General features: G+C 65.1%; 15 protein-coding genes. 5 read left to right on the forward strand and 10 right to left on the reverse strand.

Features of this window, described 5'->3' with window-relative positions; all coding sequences use genetic code 11:
• Positions 1-61: 61 nt before the first annotated feature.
• A complete protein-coding gene (locus BLW40_RS08325) occupies positions 62-604 on the reverse strand; it encodes a cytochrome b (RefSeq protein ID WP_074767502.1) in 543 nt (180 codons plus the stop codon).
• Between the two features lie 164 nt (positions 605-768).
• On the opposite strand from BLW40_RS08325, the gene BLW40_RS08330 reads away from it, so the two are divergent.
• The 3 genes from BLW40_RS08330 to BLW40_RS08340 all read left to right on the forward strand — a co-directional run bounded on the left by BLW40_RS08330 (position 769) and on the right by BLW40_RS08340 (position 3612).
• On the forward strand, positions 769-1788 hold the full coding sequence (locus BLW40_RS08330) for an SPOR domain-containing protein (RefSeq protein ID WP_244511106.1): 1020 nt from the start codon (positions 769-771) through the stop codon (positions 1786-1788).
• Positions 1789-1832: 44 nt separating this feature from the next.
• On the forward strand, positions 1833-2348 hold the full coding sequence (locus BLW40_RS08335; protein WP_074767504.1) for a hypothetical protein: 516 nt from the start codon (positions 1833-1835) through the stop codon (positions 2346-2348).
• A 568-nt stretch (positions 2349-2916) separates the two neighbouring features.
• Entirely contained in the window at positions 2917-3612 is a 696-nt protein-coding gene (locus BLW40_RS08340; protein ID WP_074767506.1) for a response regulator transcription factor, read from the forward strand.
• 2 nt (positions 3613-3614) lie between these two features.
• Here BLW40_RS08340 and BLW40_RS08345 read toward each other — a convergent pair whose 3' ends face one another.
• From BLW40_RS08345 to BLW40_RS08380, 8 genes are all read right to left on the reverse strand, one after another.
• Positions 3615-4331 carry a response regulator gene (locus tag BLW40_RS08345; RefSeq protein WP_074767508.1) on the reverse strand — a complete coding sequence of 239 codons (717 nt, stop codon included), beginning with the start codon at positions 4329-4331 and terminating at the stop codon, positions 3615-3617.
• Positions 4332-4758: 427 nt separating this feature from the next.
• Positions 4759-6417, reverse strand: a complete 1659-nt coding sequence (locus BLW40_RS08350; RefSeq protein WP_074767510.1) for a fatty acid--CoA ligase — start codon at positions 6415-6417, stop codon at positions 4759-4761.
• 100 nt (positions 6418-6517) lie between these two features.
• Entirely contained in the window at positions 6518-7168 is a 651-nt protein-coding gene (locus BLW40_RS08355) for an energy-coupling factor ABC transporter ATP-binding protein (RefSeq protein WP_074767512.1), read from the reverse strand.
• Entirely contained in the window at positions 7168-7917 is a 750-nt protein-coding gene (cbiQ, locus tag BLW40_RS08360; protein WP_074767514.1) for a cobalt ECF transporter T component CbiQ, read from the reverse strand. The genes BLW40_RS08355 and cbiQ overlap by 1 nt, the downstream gene beginning before the upstream one ends.
• Positions 7914-8516, reverse strand: a complete 603-nt coding sequence (locus BLW40_RS08365) for a carboxypeptidase regulatory-like domain-containing protein (protein ID WP_074767516.1) — start codon at positions 8514-8516, stop codon at positions 7914-7916. The genes cbiQ and BLW40_RS08365 overlap by 4 nt, the downstream gene beginning before the upstream one ends.
• Entirely contained in the window at positions 8513-9154 is a 642-nt protein-coding gene (gene cbiM, locus BLW40_RS08370) for a cobalt transporter CbiM (protein WP_074767518.1), read from the reverse strand. The genes BLW40_RS08365 and cbiM overlap by 4 nt, the downstream gene beginning before the upstream one ends.
• 37 nt (positions 9155-9191) lie before the next feature.
• On the reverse strand, positions 9192-9974 hold the full coding sequence (locus tag BLW40_RS08375) for a DUF4198 domain-containing protein (protein ID WP_074767520.1): 783 nt from the start codon (positions 9972-9974) through the stop codon (positions 9192-9194).
• A gap of 102 nt (positions 9975-10076) precedes the next feature.
• Complete coding sequence (locus tag BLW40_RS08380) at positions 10077-14369, reverse strand: PAS domain S-box protein (protein ID WP_074767522.1); 4293 nt, start codon at positions 14367-14369, stop codon at positions 10077-10079.
• Between the two features lie 507 nt (positions 14370-14876).
• Here BLW40_RS08380 and BLW40_RS08385 point away from each other — a divergent pair.
• Positions 14877-15713, forward strand: a complete 837-nt coding sequence (locus BLW40_RS08385; RefSeq protein ID WP_170834548.1) for a transporter substrate-binding domain-containing protein — start codon at positions 14877-14879, stop codon at positions 15711-15713.
• A complete protein-coding gene (locus tag BLW40_RS08390) occupies positions 15710-18637 on the forward strand; it encodes a PAS domain-containing sensor histidine kinase (protein ID WP_083386700.1) in 2928 nt (975 codons plus the stop codon). The genes BLW40_RS08385 and BLW40_RS08390 overlap by 4 nt, the downstream gene beginning before the upstream one ends.
• 8 nt (positions 18638-18645) lie before the next feature.
• Here BLW40_RS08390 and BLW40_RS08395 read toward each other — a convergent pair whose 3' ends face one another.
• Positions 18646-20271, reverse strand: coding sequence for a sensor histidine kinase (locus BLW40_RS08395; protein ID WP_074767526.1), 1626 nt, complete (start codon positions 20269-20271; stop codon positions 18646-18648).
• Positions 20272-20623 lie beyond the last annotated feature (352 nt).

A 20623-nucleotide genomic window follows, 5' to 3' on the forward strand; every position in this document is an offset into this window, starting at 1 on the left:
TACGGTAGCACAAAACCCCGGCCGGACAAAGCCGACCGGGGCAGCGTCTGCGGGCGTCGAGTCAGTTCCGACCGGGCAGCATCCGCCGCAAGGTGGCGTCTTTCTGAACGAAATGATGCTTCAACGCCGCGCCGACATGGGCCAGCAGCACCAGCGCCAGAATCCAGCCGAACGATTGGTGGGTGAACTCGAACAATTCATGCAGGGCCGGATCCTTCCCGATCAACATGGGCAGTTCGAAGCCGAGGACGGTGACGGCATGGCCGCCGCTTTGCGACATCAAGATCCCGCCCAGCGGAATCGCCAGGATCAGGGCGTACAGGGCGGCGTGAACCAGCGACGAGACCAGCCGCTCGGCCGCTCGCGTGCCGGGCAGCGACCGGGGCGGCTGGTGGGTGAAGCGCCAGGCGAGACGGCCGACCGCCAGCACCAGAATCAGCACGCCCAGAACCTTGTGCAGCCCGATCAGTTCGCTGCGCGGCGGTCCGTCCAGCATCGCCGCGATGACGTGACCGGCCCCCCACAGCGCGACGATGACCAGGGCCATCCCCCAATGGAACAGGGTCGTGACCGTATCGTAACGGTCGGTCGATTGTCTGGACATGTTCCTCAACTCTCCGGCTGCGCAGATTGTCGGATCAGCCTATCAGCGGTCCCGGTCGAGGGCAATCGCCCGGCGGCCTGAGGCGCACAGCATCGCCGCCGCCGTCTGCGGCTCTTCGTTCGCGTTGACTTTGCCGTCCCAACGCCTAACCTCTGGAACAGGATATGGCTGATGGGGAGGACAGCGAGGCGATGCGATGCGTTCGGACAAGCGTCCTCGTCTCGGCGGCCGCGCTGCTGGCCTTGTCCGCCTGCGTCGATTCGTTTCGCAACCAGCCGCCGCCGCCCGGATCGTGGCCCGCCCCGCCCGCCGCCGCCGCCGTCACGCCACCGCCCCCCGCCCCGCCCGCCTTCACCCTCGACATTCCGGTCGGGATCGCGGGCGATACCGAGGCAGAGCGGTTCCAGGCCCTGCGCGGACTGGTCGATGCCGGGATCGTCGCCCCGGCCGAAGCCGACCCCCGCCGCGCCGCCAATCTTGGCGCACTGCTGCCGTTCGACCAGCCGCCTCCCGCCGCCGGGCTCGACCAACCGTTGCCGCTGGCCGACCTGACCAACCGGGTGGCACAACTGAGCGGGCCGACGGCCCCACCGAACCAGGCGGCGGAGCGCGATCTGCTGCTCGACCGGCTGTTGCCGCTTGCCCCCCGCCAGCGCGCCGCCCCCGCTCGCCGCGATGCCGAAGCGGCGCGACTGGGCCGGGCCAGGATCGAGACCCTGGCTGCGGCCGGACTGGTCAGTCCTGACGAAAAAGAGCGCGAAATCAAGGCGATCGACCAAGTCGATCAGGCCTTGGCGATGGCCCCGCCCCCCGCGCCGCCGCCGCCCGCCTCCACCCGCAAGAAAAAGTCGCCCCGGGCCAAACCGGCTGCGGTCGAAACCGGCCAGAAGGTAGGGGATATCCCCGGCGGCGCCATTCCCGCTAGCGGCAAAGGGCCGGTCGGAGTACACCTTTTGTCAATGGCCTCGCCCACCACCACCGACAAGGCGGTCGAGGCCCTGAAGAAAGAGAATCCGGAACTGGCGTCACTGTCCTTCAAGGCGGTGAAGACCGTGATTCCCGATCTCGGAACGACCTACCGGCTGCTGGCCGGGCCGCTTGCGCCCGCCGAGGCCGAAACTTTGTGCCGCACCCTCAGGACCAGGGGACAGTCCTGCGCGGTCAGCGGATTCGAGGATCGTTAATGCGCTGTTCCCGGCAGGGGCCGGGAATATCAGGGAGAGGAACCATGACGGACTACAAGGCTCAGGTGCGTGAAGATTACGAAGCGGTCAATGGAACCGTCGACCGTCTCTATGCCGACGTCTTCCATATCAAGACCGCCGACGGCCGCTCGGTCGTCTATCACGCCAGCAAGAATATCGACCGTCTGCGCCTGGGCCAGTCGGTTTGCGTGATTTCCCACAAGGGCTCGGAAAACGCCGCCCTGGTGTTGAACCGCAACACCCGCAAGACCCTGCGGATCGAGTGCGCGATGACCGGAACCGCGATGTCGAAATACGTCGCCGGTCTGATCCTCTATGCGCTGGGCGCGGTGGTGTTCTTCTCCGGCCTGCTCGAACCGGCGCTGGCGACCAAGCTTGGTCTTGGCCTGTTCGCGATCGGCCTGGGCGTGATCGTGTTCACCCCGATCCGCGACGACAACGCCTATGCCGACGCGTTCAACGCCTTCGTCGATGAGCAGTGGAAAGCCGCTCCGACCGGCGCGGGTGCCGGCTTCCTGACCGGTTCGGCGTTCCGCTAATCCGGTTAAGCACCGCCCTTTGCGGCCCCTGGGTCCGAATGTCGCCGCGACCACGGCGACATCCGGGCTTAGGGGGCCGGACGGACGAAGACCGGGCTGACCGGCCCGGTGACGTCGAGAAACAATCGAACCGACGCTCCGACCCGCACTCCGTCCGGCAGGAATTCCCGCCGGGCACGGACGGTCAGCGATAGTTTCTCGCTGTCGTACCCCGTCTCCCGTGAAAAAGTCCCTCGCTGTCGCTCGGTGTACTTTTTCCCGTTGGATTAAAAGGAGAAAAATGGGCTAGGGGCGGCCCAGCGCCCATTTTTCGTGTTGTCTGTTTCACCAGCCTCCGAAGCCGTGGGCGTCGCCCATCGGCCTCGGAGGGAACCAAATCCATCCCCGCGCGGAAAGCTTGATTGAGCACGGGGATTCGTTTTGAACCGGGGAAAAGTACACTGAGGCCAAAGGCCGAAGGACTTTTTCACGACCGACTACCCCGATTTACACATCTCCCTCTGTTTTTTGTCGCGGTCGTCTCATATCTTTCGTATGAGCAAATCCTCTCTGGCGCAGGAACTCCCCCATGACCGAGACGACCCAGCAGCACCCCCTATCCGCCAATGATCTGGTTCTGATCGCCGACGACGAGGCGTTTTCCCGCTTCATAACGATCGAGTTGTTCGATCTGCTGGGAAAGCCCAAGATCATGACCGCCCGCGACGGAACCGAGGCTCTGGCCGCGCTGAACGGCGAGCGGGCCGCCGCGATCCGGATCGTGGTGCTCGATTTCAACATGCCCGGTGCCAACGGCATCGAGGTGTTGAAGGAGATTCGCAGCGGCAGGCTGGCCGTCCCTTACGACACAATCGTGATGATGATCACCAGCATCGAGAATCTGGTTCTGGTGACGGCGGCGGTCGCGCTCGACGTCGATGTGTTCCTGACCAAGCCGACTTCGCTCGCCACCCTGCGCGGCCATCTGATCGACGTGCTGGGCGGTGAGCGCGACTGCGCCGCGCCCGAGCATTACGCCGCGCTCGACATGAACTGGCTGTCGGCGAAGGGAATGGCCGAAACCGATTTCACTGGGGCAGAGGGAATCACCCTCGACGATCTGGCCGAGGGGATGGTGATCGCGGGCGACCTGCTCGACCCCTTTGGCGGGTTGCTGGTCGCGGCCGGAACCCGGGTGACGGCCCGCTTGCTGCGTCTACTCCACGGGCTGGAGGCGGCCGGGCTAAAGCTCAACGGGCTGAAGGCGGTCCGTTCCCCCGCCTGATCTCAGCGCGACCGCGACCGCTCGTCCGCCCCGACGATCGACGGCGCGGCCGGAACCATCTCGACGCCGAGTTCTTCCAGCCGCTCGATCAGATGCCGGGTCAATTGAGTGCCTTCCCGCAACAATGTCGCGCCGTCCGCCGCGATCAGGTCGGCGGCGAGGACGGTTCCGGGCAGAACCCGGCGCAGCTTTGTCATCGGGATCTGGCGGACGGGCGGGGCATGGGCCGGAGCCGCCGGATCAAGCCGTTCGGCCGCCGCCAGCATTCCGGCAACGTCAATCGCGGCGTAATGCTCGACCGGCTTGATCGCGCGGGTGGCATCCTTCGACAGGAACTGGAACAGACGGGTGGCCAGCTTTTCCTTGCCGAACGGCTTGGACATAAAGGAATCCGCATCCAACGCCAGCGCCACCGCCGTCAGGGCGAAACTGGTCGAGACGGTGGCGACGACGAAATAGGTGTCGTGCGGCAACGGCAACCGTCCCTGGCGCAAATCCCCCAGCAGGCGGAGCCCGTTTTCGTCGGGCATGTAATGATCGGAGATCACCAGACTGAGGGCGGGATCGGCCTCCATCGCCGCCCGCGCCTCGGCGCCCGAACCGGCGAAGACGACATGAAGCGCGCCCAGCGATTCGAACAGCCTGGCAATCACCTTGCGCGAAAAGGGTTCGTCATCGACGACCAGGATACGGAACGAGGGGGAGGCTCCTCCGGTCATCGGTGGGGGTCATCCTTGCGGCCCAGACATCGCGACGGCGCTCTCGGTTCCGAGGCGACCGCCTCGCAGAACGAAGCGGCCAAGCACCGGCTTTGTTCCGATTGTTACACTGAATGCGGGCGGGAGTCCCGTCAAAATCGAGACACGCCCTCGCCCCGGCGGCCTCGTTTGTCTCCGGCGTCTCCCGGCGCGGTGACGCAGCACTTTTGACGCATTACAAAAATATCATCCCCCCGCCACCCTGCGGTAATCCGTCGGCTGTCATGGTTGTTCTCGACCAGACAGGTATGACCACCGATTAAAAGGCGAGCTTGAACTCCCCGCCCCGAGATCGGACCGATCGAAGTCACAAGCCCCGCACGCCACACCCTCGTGCGGGGCTTTTACTTGTCCCGCCCCTCTGGCGGCCCACCCCCGGACATGCCCCCTAAAGACACAAAGCGTCCGGGTCGGCCCGCATCAACCGCTTGTTCATCTTGCCGATGCTGGTCTTGGCCAAGGTCTTGACGAAGCGGACATGCAGCAGCAGGCCATAGCGCGAGACCCCGGCCGCCTCGATGGCATGGGCCGAAAAATTGCGCAGGGCGTGCTCGGTGATCCTCCCGACATGCTCGGGCTTCAAGATCACCAGCGCGACCGGGCGCTCGCCCCATTTCTCGTCGGGAACGCCGATCACCGCCACCTCGTGCACCGCTTCGTGTTTCGCGATGATGTCTTCCAATTGCAAGGACGAGGTCCACTCGCCCCCGGTCTTGATGACGTCCTTGATCCGGTCGGTGACCTTCAGATAGCCCTGGGGATTGATATTCCCGATATCGGCCGTATGCAGATAGCCCCCGGCCCACAGATCCTCGGACGCACTCTGCGACCCGACATATCCCTGGGTCAGCCACGGCGAGCGCACCACGATTTCCCCGGTCGATCGCCCGTTATGCTCGACGTCGCGCATTGCGTCATCGACGATCCGCAGATCGACCAGCGGCAGCGGACGCCCGGTCTTGGCGCGGATCACCGACTGTTCCTCCTGGGGCCGCTCGAGCATCGGGCTCTCAAGGTGGGCAATGGACAAGACAGGACAGGTTTCCGACATCCCGTAACCGGTAAAGATATCGATCCCCCGCTTTTGCGCCGCGGTCGCCATCGCCTCGGGCAGGGCCGAGCCGCCGATCAGCACTTTCCAACCGGAAAAGTCGGTCCGGCTGGCCAGCGGATGGGTCAGGATCATGTGCAGGATGGTCGGCACGCAATGGGAGAAGCTGACCTTCTCCTCGGCGATCAGGCGACAGATCACCTCGGGCTGGTAACGGCCGGGATACACCTGCTTCAACCCCATCATCGTCGCCAGATAGGGAAATCCCCAGGCGTGGACATGGAACATCGGGGTGATCGGCATATAGACATCTTCGCGGTGGACGTGTCCCTGCCGCGTCGCCCCGCCCAAAGCCGCCGCACAGCCCAGCGTGTGGAGGACGAGTTGACGGTGGCTGAAATAAACCCCCTTGGGGTCGCCCGTCGTTCCGGTGGTGTAGAAGGTCGTCGCCTGGGCGTTCTCGTCGAAATCGGGAAAGTTGTAATCCGGCGACGATGCCGCCATCAGCGCCTCGTACTCGCCGACCGTGGAAATCGGCGCGACGGGAGACGCACCGTCGTCGGCGATCATCACCACCGCTTTAACCGTTTTAAGACGAGAGCCGATTTCCGCCAGAATTGGGAAAAACTCGCTGTTGACGATCAGAATATCGGCGCGGGCGTGGTTCAGGGTATAGAGGATCTGATCCGGACTGAGGCGGACATTGACGGTCTGGAGAATGGCTCCCATCATCGGGACCGCGAAGAAGGCTTCGAGATAGCGATGGCTGTCCCAATCCATCATCGCCACGGTCTGTCCCGCCTGTACATCAAGACCCGCGAGCAGATTGGCCAACTGGCCAATGCGGTCCTTCAAGGTTCGGTAGGTGTAGCGAATCCGCCCCTGATAGGTGATCTCCTGCTCCGGTGCCGTCAGCAGCGGGGTGAGCAGAAGTTGCTTGATCAACAACGGATACTGGTACGCGGAAGGCGTCGAACTGACAACCCGGACGGACATGAAACACTCCCTAGCCCGGAAAATTCACACGAAGGCCGGGGATTGTAGCTCAAGCCGACGGACCGACATAGGACAGGCTTGCCGGGACAATCTCCCGCCGTCAGGGGGCCAGCCGCCCCCGGTCAAGCCGCACCCGCCGGGTGGCGATCCGGTCCAGAAACGCGGTGTCGTGGGAAATGACGACCATCGCTTGCGGCAGTCCCGCCAGGATGTCGGTCAGCAGACTCTCGGTCGCCTCGTCGAGCGCGTTGGTCGGCTCGTCCAGCAGCAGAACGTCGGGGCGCATCGCCAGCACCGTCGCCAGCGCCACCAGACGCTTTTGCCCTCCCGACAGCGTGTGGGTGATCCGCGTCTCGAAGCCGGTCAGCCCCAGCATCGCCAGCGTTTCGGCAACGATGGCGCGGGCTTCGGCCGGGCGTTTGCCGAGATTGAGCGGGCCGAAAGCGACATCCTCCGCCACTGTCGGGCAGAATAATTGGTCGTCGCTGTCCTGGAACAGAATCCCGGCCCGCGCCCGCACCTCCTTGAAATCCTTTTCGCCGCGCCGGATCGCGCCAAAGGCTTCGATCGTGCCGCCGGTCGGCGTCAACAGCCCGACCATCAGGTGAAACAAGGTGGTCTTGCCCGCCCCGTTCGGCCCGGCCAGGGCGACTTTCTCGCCGGGATCGAGCCGGAAGCACAGTTCGTCCAGCACCGGACAGCCCGGATTATAGGAAAAGCTGAGGCCCTCCAGCCGAAACAGCGGCCCCATCAACTGACCTCGACCATCACCAACAGGGACATCCCGACCAGGGCCAGCCCGGCGAACACTCCGTCGGGCCGCCGGAACCGGGAGGGCTCATCCAGGACGGGAAAAGAGCCGTCGAAGCCCCGGCAGCGCATCGCGGCGACGATTCGTTCCGACCGTTCGACGCTGCGGACCATCAGCATCCCGACCAGATAGCCGAGGCTGCGCCAGGTGTGGCGATCACTGCGCAGGGTAAAGGCGCGCGCCCGCATCGCCGTGCGCAAGCGGCGGAACTCGTGGTGGAGAACGTCGAGATAGCGCAGGGTGAACAGATAAATCTGCACCAGTTTCTCCGGCACCCCCAATCGCCGCAGCGCCTGACCGAAAGCGACGGGGTCCATCGAACCGAGCAGCGCCAGCATCATCAGCACCACGGCGTTGGCCTTGAGCAGGATCGCCAGCGACAGCCGGAGGCCCGCCTGCGAGGCCTCGATCCCGAACAGGGCGAAGGCGGTCTCGCCCGGCACGGTGAACGGCAACGAGGCCAGCGCCAGCACCATGAACCCATCAAGCGCCAGCAAACGGCGCAGGGTGGCGATGGGGTCAAGCCGGGCCAGCACGGCGGTCAGCAGCGCCAGCGTCACGGCCATCCCCAGGGTGGGCAGGCTGTCCTGTCCCACCACCACCAGGGCGAACAGAGCGGCGGCAATCGTCCGGCTGCGCGGATCGAGCGTGGCGAGCAGACCACCACCGGGAGAGCGGCCAGGGATCACCGCGCCACCCCGGTCCGGCGCTGGGTCAGGCCATAGGCCAGTCCGCCCAATCCGACGATATAGCCGATCCCGCCCAGGACATCGTGCCACCAGATCTTGTCCTGATAGGACTCGATCTGTTCACGCAAGGGGCGGATCTGACGGGCCACGCCCTGCTCGATCATCGCGCGCAAATCGTCGGGATCGACGGCAGCGGGCCGCGACAGCGAGCCGACCGGCGGCGGAGAAGCCGGGAGGGCCGCAGACCCGGCCTCCGCCCCGGGCAGGCGTTCAGGCAACTCGGCGGCGGTGACGACAAAGGTGGCGGCGTGGCCGTCGTCTCCGGCAACCGAGATCACATGATCGGTCCGCCGCGTCGCCTCGAACCGAAACGCGCCGCCCTCGTCGGTCGTCCCGGAAAATACCGGGGTTCCGGCCGGGTCGGCGACCGCGACCCGAACCCCCGCCGCCCGGTTGCCGCCATTGAAATAGGCATAGCCGGAAATCGTCGTTCCCTCCGCCGTGGCGAACACCTTCATCTTGTGCGCCAGCGCCGGAACCGTCCCCAACGTCAACGCCAGGGCGGCCAGGATGAGAATAGACCCGAACCGTCGCCTCATTTCACCGCTCCCGCCGCGACAAGACCGTCGGAACGGTCAAGGATGCCCGGTTTAACCCGCAAGACCAGACCGATCGCGGCGGCGGTGAACACCGCCTCGACGATCATCACCGGAAGGTGGCTGACGACGATCAGCGTCGCGGCGGGACGGAACTCCGCCCCGCTGAAGGCCAGCGACAGCGCCACCGCCAGCGCGGTCAACAGAACCCCCAACGCGCCGCACACCCCGGCGGCAAGCGCCGGAATGCGGGGATGGTGGCCCCAGCGCCGCCGCACCGTCTCGAACAGCAGACCGCACAGCACCGCCGGTACCGCCATCGTCATCACGTTGACCCCCAGCACCACCACCCCGCCAAAGCCGAACAGGACCGCCTGAAGCAGCAGGGCGACGAGAATGGCCGGAAACGCGGCCCACCCCAGCGCCACCCCGGTCAAGCCGTTCAGGATCAGATGGACGCTGGACGGCCCCACCGGGACATGAACCAGCGAGGCGACGAAAAACACGGCGGACAGGATCGACACCTGGGGAATACGCTCGGGCTCCAGACGTTTGAGCGCATAGGCGCAGCCCGCGAGTGTCACCGCCGCGCCGACGGCGAGAACGGGACCGGAAAGCACACCGTCCGGAATATGGGCCATCGAACCGCACCTCCAGAAATCCGCAAGGGAACGGCCCTTACTTCATATCGACAGCCTTCACCCAGATCAGACCGCCGACCTCGACCTTGGCCGGTTTGCCGTCCGGTCCCTTGATCGGCTTGTCGCCCTCGGTCAGGGCGGCGAAGCCCCACCACCCGGCGCGCGGCATCGCATAGCTGAACTCGCCCTGCGCGTTGGCCTTGACGATTTGAGTGACGAAAGGATCGGACGGAGCCTTGACCGAGCCGTCATTGACCCATTCCACTTCGATTTCGGCGAAGGGAACCGGCTTGCCGTTCTTGCGCACGATGCCGCGGAACTGGTTGCCGGTCCACAGACCGTAGGGCCGCACCAGGGGTTCGATTTCGACCGGCAGGCCGACCAGCCGGTCCCATCCCTCGCCCGACCCGAAATCGACCACCACCTTGGACAGGTGGACGATGTATTTCTGTTCCGCCGGTTCCCAATACGGAGCGGGCTCGACATAGAAGATGTAATCGCCCGGCGCCTTGATCTGGTAGGAGGCTTCGAACGCCGTCTTACCCTCGATCGGCTTCTTGACCAGGGCCGCCTTCAGATCGGTCTTCTTGCCGTCCGCCAGCACCCCGAACTGAACCGGCTGCCCCATCTCCATCACCGGGCCGCCCTCGAAGGGGTGGGTGAAGACCAGTCCGACCGTCACGGTGCGGTCGCCCTGCTCCGGCACGATATCGACCGAGGGAATGATTTCCTGAAAATGCGCCCGCGCCAGGGAGGGGGCGACGACCAGGGACGCCAGAAGGGCGACGGAAGCCGCGATGGATCGTGAATAACAAGACATCGGTGACGTCTCCTTCAATCGGAGGGCGAGGCCTGTAATACGAATTTTAGAAATTTCATACGAAGTCTCGCGCGCCGTCAAGCGACAAGCCGATATCCGACCTCAGCGCGGGCATTGGGCGATGATCGCCGCCACCAGGACATCGGGCGTGATCGGCTTGACCACCCGATCGACCATCCCGGCGGCGAGGCAGCGGACCCGTTCCTCGTCCATCGCATGGGCGGTCAGCCCGATCACCGGCAAACCCGGCGCGAAGCGGGAGATTTCCCGGGCCAGACCGTACCCGTCGAGGTCCGGCATCTGGACGTCGGTCAGCACCAGATCGAACGCTCCGGCCCCCACTTGGCGGAGATGGTCGAGGGCAAGGCGGCCGTTCTCGAAGCAGGTCAGCTCCGCCCCCTCGGTGTGCAGCATGTCGTCGAGGACAAGACGGTTGACCTCGTTATCCTCGGCCCCCAACACCCGCAGCCCGGACAGGCGGGACCGCGGCTCGGCCGCCGCGCGATACCGCTGGGACGGTTCGGCCAACAGCCGCCGCAGATGGCGCGGGCGGAACGGCCGCTCGATCACCGATGCCCCCGGCGGGATCGCCGCCACGCCCTCGCTGTCTCCGGGCTGGACCAGCACCGCCACCCGCTCGCCCTGGTCGATCCGGGTCACCACCGCGCGGGCCACAGCGGGATCGGCAAGCACCGCCCGGTCGAGCAGCACCAGATCGGCGGTTTGGTCGGACCAGGACAGATCCACCGCGACCGGACGGCAGCGCGGCAAGGCGCGCCGGGCCAACGCCACCTCGGCGATATCAAGGCCGATCAGGGCGATTTCGCCCACCGGCCAGGGCGGGGCCGGTTCGGCCCCGACCAGCGGCAGGGAGACGGTGAAGGTGCTGCCCCGTCCCAACGTGCTCGCGACGGCGATCTCGCCGCCCATCATGGCGGCAAGATTGCGCGAGATCGACAGGCCGAGCCCGGTACCGCCAAAGCGGCGGGTGGTCGAGCCGTCGGCCTGTTCGAACGGCTGGAACAGACGCTCCGCCACCTCGGGAGCGATGCCGATCCCGGTGTCGCTGACGCGGAGGACCAGCCGGTTTGACTGGCGGGAGACGCCCACCGTCACCATCCCCCCGGCATGGGTGAATTTGATCGCATTGCTGAGCAGGTTGATCAGAACCTGACGCAACCGGTTGGGATCGCCCAGACAGCGCAGGGGAAGGTCCGGGTCTTCGCGGACCTCGACCCGCAGCCCCTTGTCCCATGCCCGCAACGCCAGCATGTCGAGAGCGCGATCGACGATTTCGCCGATCTCCATCGGAATGGTCTCGATCACCATCTTGCCGGATTCGATCTTGGAGAAATCGAGGATGTCGTCGATCACCTCCTGGAGGCCGTGACCGGCATCGATGATGCGGGTGAACTTCTCCCGCCCGCCCGCTTCGCCGCAATCGCGCGCGCCGATCTGGGCAAGGCCGAGAATGGCACTTAAGGGAGTGCGGATTTCGTGGCTCATATTGGCGAGAAACTCGCGGCGCAGGCTGGCCAGACGCTCGGCCTCGGCCAACGCCCTTTCGCGCGCCGCGTCGGCCGCCTTGCGCACGGATATGTCGTTGAAGCTGACCACCGCGCCGACGATACGGCCGTCGCGCACCATCGGATGGGTCGAGAAGCTGACCGGAAGCGGCTGCCCGTTGGCGGCCCAGAAATATTCGTCGTCGAAACGGTGCACGATTCCGGCGCGCAAGGTCTCGAACAGCGGGCAGGCCTCACGAGGGAAGGGCCGCCCGTCGGGATAACTGTGATGCAGCATCTCAAGGCTGGTCCGGCCGATCAGTTGCTCGGGGCGCCAGCCGAGGATGGTGCCGACCCCCGGATTGACGAAGGTGATCCGCCCCTCGACATCGACGCCGTAAATCCCGTCGGCGGTCGATTCGAGAATCAGGCGCAAGCGCGCCTCGGCGCTTTCCAGATCGGCGGTGCGTTCGGCGACCAGCGCCTCCAGCCCCTTGCGGTACCGCTCCAACTCGTCCTCGATCGCCCTCCGCGCCGTGATGTCCAGGCAGAAAGCGACAAAGCGGTTCGAGGCAATCCGCACCGCCGACAGCGACACCCACACCACCGCCGCCGATGCGGCGACAAGACGGTACTCGCCACTGATCCGCCCCGCCTCGCCGGACAGGATCACGAAATCGTCGGTTAAGCGCTCGCGGTCCTCGGGCGAGACGACGGCCGAGACATGGCGGGCGCAGATTTCAGCCCGGCTCCATCCCAACATCGCCTCGGCGGCGGGATTGACGTCGATAAAGCGCCCGTCGCAATCCGCGACGAAAATCCCCAGGGGAGATTCCTCGACATAGGTGCGGAAATGTTCCTCGCTTTTGCGCAGCGCGATCTCGGTCCGGTAGCGCTGGGTGATGTCGCGGCCGATCCCCAGCACCCCGATCACCATGCCGTCGGAGCCGAACATCGGGGTCTTGATCGTCTCCAGCAGGATGGAGCGGCCGGAATCGGCCATCGCGATCCATTCCTCGTTGACGGTCGGCTCGCCCGCCTCGATCGCCATGCGGTCGTGGGCACGGAAGAAATCGGCCCGGTCGGCGGCGACAAGATCGTGGTCGCCATGGCCGACGATCTCGGCCTCGGGGCGGCCGGTAAAGCGCTGGAACGCCCGATTGCAACTGAGATAGATGCCGTTGACGTCCTTGAGCCAGACCAGATCGGGAATCGTATTGATCAGGGTGAACAGCAGCCCGCGCTCGCTCTCCAGTTCGCCGCTGACCCGCTTCTGCTCGCTGATATCGAGATAGCTGGCGACGAACCCGGTCAGACGACCGTCAAGGTCGTGAATCCCCGCCACGGTGACGAACACCGGAATCTCGATCCCGCCCCGGGCGACGCAAAGCCCTTCGCCCGACCATTGCCCTTCGGCGAAAACCGTGCCGACGATGGCGCGGTGCCGAGACAGGCTTTGTTCGTCGTCACGGTCGAACTGGCGAACCGACAGACCGATGACGTCGGCCAGATCGTATCCGGTCAGCTTCAGGAAGGCGGGATTGGCAAAGACGATGCGGTCCTCGGTGTCGGTCATCACCACCGCCTGCGCCGCCTGACGCAGCGCCTCGGCCATCCGGTGGCGCTGTTCCTCGGCCGCCTTGCGCCGCGAGATATCCTCGACGACGGAAACGAAATAATCGGGTCCGCCCTCGGGTTTCGACACCAACGCCACGGTCAGGTTGATCCAGATCGTGTGGCCCTGCTTGTGGATGTAGCGCTTCTCCAGCGAATAGGACTGAATCTCCCCCGACAGCATCCGACGGACACCATCGACATCGGCGTCAAGGTCGTCGGGATGGGTGATGTCCTGGAAACTGCGTCGCATCAGTTCGTCGGCATCATAGCCGACGATCTCGCACAGCTTTCGATTGACGCGCAGCCATCGTCCGTCCGGTGACACCAGGGCGATCCCCATCGCCGCCTGCTCGAAGGTCGCCTCGAACCGTTTTTCTCCTTCCTCCAATCGTTCGGCGCTGCGGAGATTTTCCTGTGTCCGCAACCGCGCCAACCGGAGATAGAGAGTGTTGTTCTCCAACAGCAGGACAAACAGGGCGAACCCTTCCCCCAACAGCCCGAACAGGCGGCCCAGATACCACCCCAGGTCGAAGCGGGCGTGGTTGAGCACGGCGGACAGGGCGCTGTCGAAAATCCACACGCACAACAGCACCATCAGCCACAGATCGAGATGGGTGTGCGGACGCAGGTACCACAGCAGGCCCAGGGCCAGCAGGCTTATCGCCCAACTCAGCACCGCGACGACGAGTTTCGCCGGAGCGTCGCGATGTCCCGTCATGATCCCTGGCAAAAGCTCGTGGCCCGCCGTGGTCAGCAGGGTCAGCACCCCCACCAGAGCCAGGATGACGGCCACCATCGAGGCCAAGGCCATCCCCAGCGGCCACCGGCAGGGACGGTCCCGCGACAGGGCATAGCCGACGACAAACAAAGCGAAGCCGCCATGCCACAGGAAGTAGACCCAGGCGGTGGTTTGCGGCCCGGCTCCCAACAAACCGGTGGGGGTGAACAGGCCGGGAAAGCTGATGGCGTGGACCGAGGCCATCGCCGCGCTGAACAGGAAGCCGCCAGCGAGAACCAGCAGGCCCCAACTCCGCAACATCCGGTATTGGAACAGAAGAAGAAAAACGATAATCAGACTGAGGGTGATGAACGCCGATTCGTAGATCGGCAGGAACGCCCACATCTCGGCGAGTTGAACCTGGGCGAACGGCGCGGCCAGCAGGAACACCCCGAAGGCCAGGACCGCCACGACGTGGGCGAAGCGCCGCTGCCCCGCTGTCGGGGCGACCGTCGAAACGAGAGGGAGCGGCGGAAAGACCGCAAAGTCCGGCATGCGGGGATCCCTCGTCAGATGATTACCGCCAGTTCCCCCAATTTTCCACCCCGTGGCGCAGGAAGAAAATGTTGCACCGTTGCTGTCGTCTGTGCCGGAGAGGTTGCGGACAAAAAGAGTCGGCCCGTCACCACCATTCCGGGCCTAACCAAGACACACCGAACTCTCTCGACGTGCGCCCATACCGTAATGGTCGAATGATATAGGATGAAACAATTTTTCGAAAGCCATAAGTCTTTTGGTTATGATGGATCTCGGGGTATCCTGCCTTAAGGCAGACATGACACCCCTCGGATCGGGCACCCCAGCCGTCGCAATCCCGGGCGGTCGCCGTCCCTTCCCGCCACGCGACAATATCGCTATCGTGAAAACAATCGGATGAGATGGAAAGGATACCTTGGCCCTGCCCGGATGCATCGGCTCTACCCAGATGGCGGAGGGTGTCTTGCTGATCCATTCCCGCGACGAAGCTTGGCGATTGATTGGCGACAGCGAAGGCCCGGCGCGATGATGCCACGTCGGACCCTGTTGGGACTGGCGGCGCTCTGTCTCGGGGCGGCGGCGGTCTTTGCCCTGGTCCGCACGGACTCGCCCCTCTCCCGCTTCCGCGCGGGCGAGCCGTTCCGCATCGGCTACGCCGTCGAGCCGCCCTATGCCTTCCTGCTGGCCGACGGCACGGTCACCGGCGAGGCCCCGGAAATCGCCCTTCGCATCGCCCGCCAGATCGGCATCCCGACCATCGAATGGCGTCAGATGGAGTTCGGCGAACTGCTCGACGCCCTGGAAGCGCGGCAGATCGACGTGATCGCCGCCGGAATGTTCGTCACCCCCGAACGACAGCGCCGCGCCTTGTTCTCGCTGCCGACCATTCATGTCCGTCCCGGCCTGCTGGTGGCGCGCGGCAATCCGAAGGACATCGCCTCCTACCATCAAGTGGCGGAGCGGAACGATTTGCGGGTCGCCGTGCTGTCGGATGCGGTCGAGGAACAGATCATGCGCCGCCTCGGCGTGCCCGAAATCCGGTTGCTGCGGGTGCCCGACGCCCTGTCGGGACGCCGGGTGGTCGAAACCGGCTTGGCCGATGCGCTGTTGCTGTCCGAGCCGACGGTCCGCTGGATGGCGCGGACCGAACAGCTTGGCCACACCGACATGTTGGTCGCCCTGACCGATTCGTCCGATATTTACGGCGCCACCGCCTTCGCTTTTCATCTTGACGCCGGATCGGTGCGGGAAGCGTGGAACGCGGCGCTGCGGCTTTATCTCGGCAGCCCGGACCACCGCGCCCTGCTCGCCGGGCTGGGATTGTCCAACGAGCGTCCGCCAGATCCGGATTCGCCGCGATGAGCCAGTCCTCGCCTCCCGCGCCGCCGCCACCACCGTTTCCCCCGCCGCAATTCCATCGTTGGATCGGGATGGTGGTGCTGCTGGGAGCGGTGGTGATCGGGCTGTTGTCCTGGCTGCATTTCGAGCAGACCAGCTCGCGGAACGAAGCGGCGCGGCGGGTCGGTGAGTTGCGTCAGGCCCGGCTCGACCTCGCTCGCGGCTTCGTCCAGGCCACCCTCGATTCCGGCGGCGACGCCCCCTACAGCCGCGAAGCCGGAATTGCCCTGCTGCTCCAGGCGGTGACCTCGTTCGAGCGGGCGTTGCGGGTCCAAGGAGACGCCGACCCGACCGATGTCGAGGCGTTCCGCGCCAGCGTCGAGGATTTTCGCGAGCAACTGGAAATCTGGCGACGACGGCCAACCACCGGCGGTCGCGACGTGGTGTCGCTTCGGGTCGCCTTTGCCGATCTGGAGCGTCGGGCGGCTCGGGTCGATGTAAAAGGGCAACACGATATCGAGGTGCTGGGAACCACTGCCGACCGGGTCTTTGCCTGGAGTCTTGCCGGGTCGCTGCTGGCGCTCGGGCTGATCGTCGCGATCGTGCAATCGCTGGCCCGCCGCGATGCCCGCGCCTTTGCCGAGCGGGCCCGGCTTGACGAAAGCCGCCGCGCCAGCGAGCGGCGCTATCTGCGCCTGTTCGATCAGGCTCCGGTGGCTCTCGCCTACGTCACCGCCGAAGGGGTGATCCGCGACCGCAACGCCCGCTTCACCGCCACCTTCGGCTATGGCGAGGACGAGGTCCGCACTCTGGAGGAATGGTGGCCGCGCGCCTATCCCGACCCCGAGTTGCGTCGGCAGGTGATCGAGACCTGGACGTCTGCCCTCGCCCGGACGGCCCGCACCGGCGAAGACATCGAGCCGCGCGAATACCGCACCACCTGCCAGGACGGCACGGTACGAACGATGCTGGGCTCGGGGATCACCCTCGACGACGGCTATCTCGCCGTCTTCCTCGATATCAGCGAGCGGGTCGCGGCCGAAATCGCCCTGCGCGAAAGCGAGGCCCGCTTCCGCTCGATCAGTTCCGCCGCCCAGGACGCGGTGATCATTCTCAACGAAAAGGATGAGATCGAATTCTGGAACGCTGCGGCCGAGCGGACTTTCGGCCACCCTGCCGCAGAGGTCGTCGGCCGCAACCTGCATGAAACCCTGGCCCCACCCCGCTTCCAGGACAGTTTCCGCACCGGCTTCGCCGCCTTCCGCCGGACCGGCGACGGAACCATGGTCGGCCAGACCATCGAACTCGTCGCCCTGCGCAAGGACGGAACCGAATTCCCGGTCGAACTATCACTGTCGGCGGTGCGCCAGAACGGCCAGTGGATGGGGATCGGCATCCTGCGCGACATATCCGAGCGCAATCGAGTGCTCGAGGAACTCGACCGCCACCGCCACCACCTTGAAGAGGTGGTCCAGGAGCGGACCCGCGAACTGGCCCTGGCCAAAGAGCTGGCCGAGCGGGCGACGGCGGCAAAAAGCATCTTCCTCGCCAACATGAGCCACGAAATCCGCACCCCGCTCAACGCCATCCTCGGCTTCGCCCAAATCGGCGAACGCGACAGCGCCCGACGCGCCGAGTACGAGCGTTTCGCCCGCATCGTCGAGGCCGGACAGGGCTTGCAGCAGGTGATCGACGACATCCTCGACGCCTCGAAGATCGAAGCGGGCAAGATGACGATCGAGACGATTGCGATGGACCTGGGCGACGTCATCGACCAGGCCGTCGATATGCTGGCCCTGCGCGCCCAGACCCGCGGCGTGCATTTCGAGGTCGCGGAAGCCCCCGACCTTCCGGGGCGCTGCCTGGGCGATCCCCTCCGGCTGCGCCAGGTTCTGGTCAACCTGCTCGGCAACGCCGTCAAATTCACCCCGGCTGGCGGCACAGTGACCCTAAGTGTCGCGACCAGCCGCGATTCCCTGGTTTTCCGCATTGCCGACACCGGAATCGGCATCACCCCGGATGCGGCCCGCTCGCTGTTCAATCCCTTTGAACAGAGCGACAGTTCGATCACCCGGCTGTTCGGCGGAACCGGATTGGGGCTGTCGATCTCGCGCGATCTGGTGACCCTGATGGGCGGGACCATCACCCTGGCCAGTGTTCCAGGCGAGGGCTGCACCTTCACGGTCAGCCTGCCGCTGCACGAGGCCGAAGCGGCGCCGTCCTGGCCGCCGATCGAGATCGCCCTGCTTGCCGTGCCGGAGGAGGAGGCGGCAAAGCTGTCCGTCGCCGCCCCGGCAACGCGCCGGGTGACGACGGCGGAAGCAATCGCACCCGGCTCTCTGCTGGTGGTCGAGGCAACCGCTCTTCACGACGAGTCCGTGCTTGCCGCAGCAGGGACCCACCTTGCCCGGCGGGGGCGGATGGCCATCCTGACCGCGGCCGGGTTTGGCGAGTCTCTGCCGTCGGGGCTGGAGGCGGCCAGTCTGGTCCAGCGGCCGCTGCGCCCGCGCCATCTGAAGCGGTTGATGAGCGGATCGGTCCAGCCCCCGCCCGTCGGAATGGCCGGAGCCCGCCTCGCCGGTTTGCGGGTTCTCTGCGCCGAGGACAATCCGGTCAACCGTCTGGTGCTCGAAGACATGCTGATCGGCGAAGGGGCAAGCGTCACCTGCTTTGAAAACGGCAGACTCGCGTTGGACCACCTGCGCAGCGTGGGGGCGGCGGCGGTCGATCTGGTGCTGACCGACGTCCAGATGCCCGAGATGGACGGCTATGACCTCGCCCAGGCGGTGGCCGAGCTTGCCCCCGACCTGCCGGTGATCGGGCTGACCGCCTACACTTCGGACGAAGAACGCCAACGCTGCCTCGCCGCCAGGATGGTCGAGCGCGTGATGAAGCCGGTCGCGCTCGACACCCTGCTTGCCGCGATTCGCCGCCACATCCCCGGCTAAAACCTCGGCTACGGCTCGGTGCGCAGGGTGACGTTGAAGGTGGTGCCGACGCCCACGACGGAGTCCAGCCCGATCGTCCCACCCAGGCGGTGGACGATCCGACGACACAAAGCAAGACCGATCCCGGTGCCGTCCAAAGCCGACGCCGGGACCAGACGCTGGAAGATCTCGAATATCTTCTCGTGATAAGCGGGGTCGATCCCGATGCCGGTGTCGGCCACCGAAATGCGGACATGGCCCGGCTCGGCCGCCTCGGCCCCGACCGACACGACCAGGGGCCGGGCGGGATCGCGATATTTGACGGCGTTGCCGATCAGGTTCTGGAACAGGCTGACCAGCAGCGAGAATTCGGCGATGACGTCGGGCAGCGCGGCGACGCGGACATCGGCTCCGGCGGCGGCGATCTCGGTGCCAAGGTTTTGCAGCGCCTTGGCGACCGCCTCGCCCGCCGGGATCGGCCCCAGCACCCTTGGCTGACTGGCGACGCGGGAATATTCCAGGATGTCGGAGATCAGGCGGCTCATCTGGGTGCCGCTGTCGATAATGAAACGGATGAACTCGTCGGCATCGGCATCGAGGCGCCCGTCATAACGACGTTTCAGCAATTGGGAAAAATGGATCACGTTGCGCAGCGGCGTTTGCAGATCGTGCGACGACACATAGGCGAACTGTTCCAGGTCCGAGTTCGACCGCTGCAATTCGGTGTTCTTCTCCATCAGCATCTGCTCGGCCAGCTTATGCTGGGTGATATCCTCGAAGATGCCGAGAACGCCGATGGTCTCCCCCGTCTCGTCGCGCAGAGGAATCTTCGAGGTCCGGCACCAGATCACCCCGCCGTCGCGGGTCCGAATCTGCTCGTCGAAAAACAGCTTGGGGATTCCCGATTCCATCACCACGCGGTCGTCCTCGCGATACAGCTCGGCGCGGTCGGCCCAGACCAGTTGGAAATCGTCCCGGCCGATGATCTCTTCGGGCATGGCAAAACCGGCATCTTGGGCAAATTGCGGATTGCAGCCGAGATAGCGCAAGTCGGTGTCCTTCCAGAAAACCCGGATCGGCACGCTGTCGATAATGGTCTGGAGCAAATGGCGCGATTCGCGCAAATCGCGGTTGGTGATCTCCTGGCGGGCCTTCGTCAGTCCCATCTGGCAGATCAGATGGGTAAGGTTGGTAAAGAACCCCATCATCGCCCGCACCTGGGCCTCGCTGAAGATCGGCACCCGCGACAGCGCGTCGAGATAGGCGTCGCTCGGGAAGCCGAACGCGCGGGCCTGATCCTGGAAATAGCCGATGTCCGGTGCCTCGAAGAAGAACTGGCCGGTGAAGAAATTGCCGATATGCTCGCCCATCACCACGATCGGGACGGCGACATCGACCAGACCGTTACCGCATTTATAGACGGTGTAGGATTCACCGCTGTGCAACCGGGCGGCCAGGATGGTGTCGCTTTCGCGACAGCGGATCGCGGTCTCGGAATTGACCCGATGGAAACGGGTGCAGATATCCTGCCACCCGGTGGCGATCAGGATATTGCCCTCAAGGTCGAGCACCGCCGTCACCGCACCGGTCAGCGCGGTGAAATCCTCGCAAAGACGGCGCAGATCGTCGAGCGGCAACAGGTCGCGAAGATTCACGGCGTGCCTCTCCTCTCCATCACCGATAAACCCAATTGCGGGCCATGCCGGATAGGCCAAAACTATCTCTTTGGCATAGGTATCGTATGCCGACGCCAACCGATTGGAGAAGACAAATCGCCCGCCCAGTCCCATCTCGTCGGCCTGACGTCCCACTTTTTAATTATTACAGAAATATCATCCGCCCGCCATCCTGCCGTAACCCTGTCTGGGGCATGATCCTCTTGTCCAGACAGGTATGACCACCCGATCGACCGGCGGACTTGAACTCCCCGCCTTAAGATCGGATCGATCCAAAGTCCAAAGCCCCGCACGCCACACCCTCGTGCGGGGCTTTTACGTTTCCGCCCCA

Source organism: Magnetospirillum fulvum, from assembly GCF_900108475.1.
GTDB classification, from domain to species: domain Bacteria; phylum Pseudomonadota; class Alphaproteobacteria; order Rhodospirillales; family Magnetospirillaceae; genus Phaeospirillum; species Phaeospirillum fulvum_A.

What these genes read in the sequence shown, in the direction of transcription:
- BLW40_RS08325 (WP_074767502.1), bottom strand. Translation starts at nt 604, where the DNA reads ATGTCCAGACAATCGACCGACCGTTACGATACGGTCACGACCCTGTTC.
- BLW40_RS08330 (WP_244511106.1), top strand. Translation starts at nt 769, where the DNA reads ATGGCTGATGGGGAGGACAGCGAGGCGATGCGATGCGTTCGGACAAGC.
- BLW40_RS08335 (WP_074767504.1), top strand. Translation starts at nt 1,833, where the DNA reads ATGACGGACTACAAGGCTCAGGTGCGTGAAGATTACGAAGCGGTCAAT.
- BLW40_RS08340 (WP_074767506.1), top strand. Translation starts at nt 2,917, where the DNA reads ATGACCGAGACGACCCAGCAGCACCCCCTATCCGCCAATGATCTGGTT.
- BLW40_RS08345 (WP_074767508.1), bottom strand. Translation starts at nt 4,331, where the DNA reads ATGACCGGAGGAGCCTCCCCCTCGTTCCGTATCCTGGTCGTCGATGAC.
- BLW40_RS08350 (WP_074767510.1), bottom strand. Translation starts at nt 6,417, where the DNA reads ATGTCCGTCCGGGTTGTCAGTTCGACGCCTTCCGCGTACCAGTATCCG.
- BLW40_RS08355 (WP_074767512.1), bottom strand. Translation starts at nt 7,168, where the DNA reads ATGGGGCCGCTGTTTCGGCTGGAGGGCCTCAGCTTTTCCTATAATCCG.
- BLW40_RS08365 (WP_074767516.1), bottom strand. Translation starts at nt 8,516, where the DNA reads ATGAGGCGACGGTTCGGGTCTATTCTCATCCTGGCCGCCCTGGCGTTG.
- cbiM (WP_074767518.1), bottom strand. Translation starts at nt 9,154, where the DNA reads ATGGCCCATATTCCGGACGGTGTGCTTTCCGGTCCCGTTCTCGCCGTC.
- BLW40_RS08375 (WP_074767520.1), bottom strand. Translation starts at nt 9,974, where the DNA reads ATGTCTTGTTATTCACGATCCATCGCGGCTTCCGTCGCCCTTCTGGCG.
- BLW40_RS08380 (WP_074767522.1), bottom strand. Translation starts at nt 14,369, where the DNA reads ATGCCGGACTTTGCGGTCTTTCCGCCGCTCCCTCTCGTTTCGACGGTC.
- BLW40_RS08385 (WP_170834548.1), top strand. Translation starts at nt 14,877, where the DNA reads ATGATGCCACGTCGGACCCTGTTGGGACTGGCGGCGCTCTGTCTCGGG.
- BLW40_RS08390 (WP_083386700.1), top strand. Translation starts at nt 15,710, where the DNA reads ATGAGCCAGTCCTCGCCTCCCGCGCCGCCGCCACCACCGTTTCCCCCG.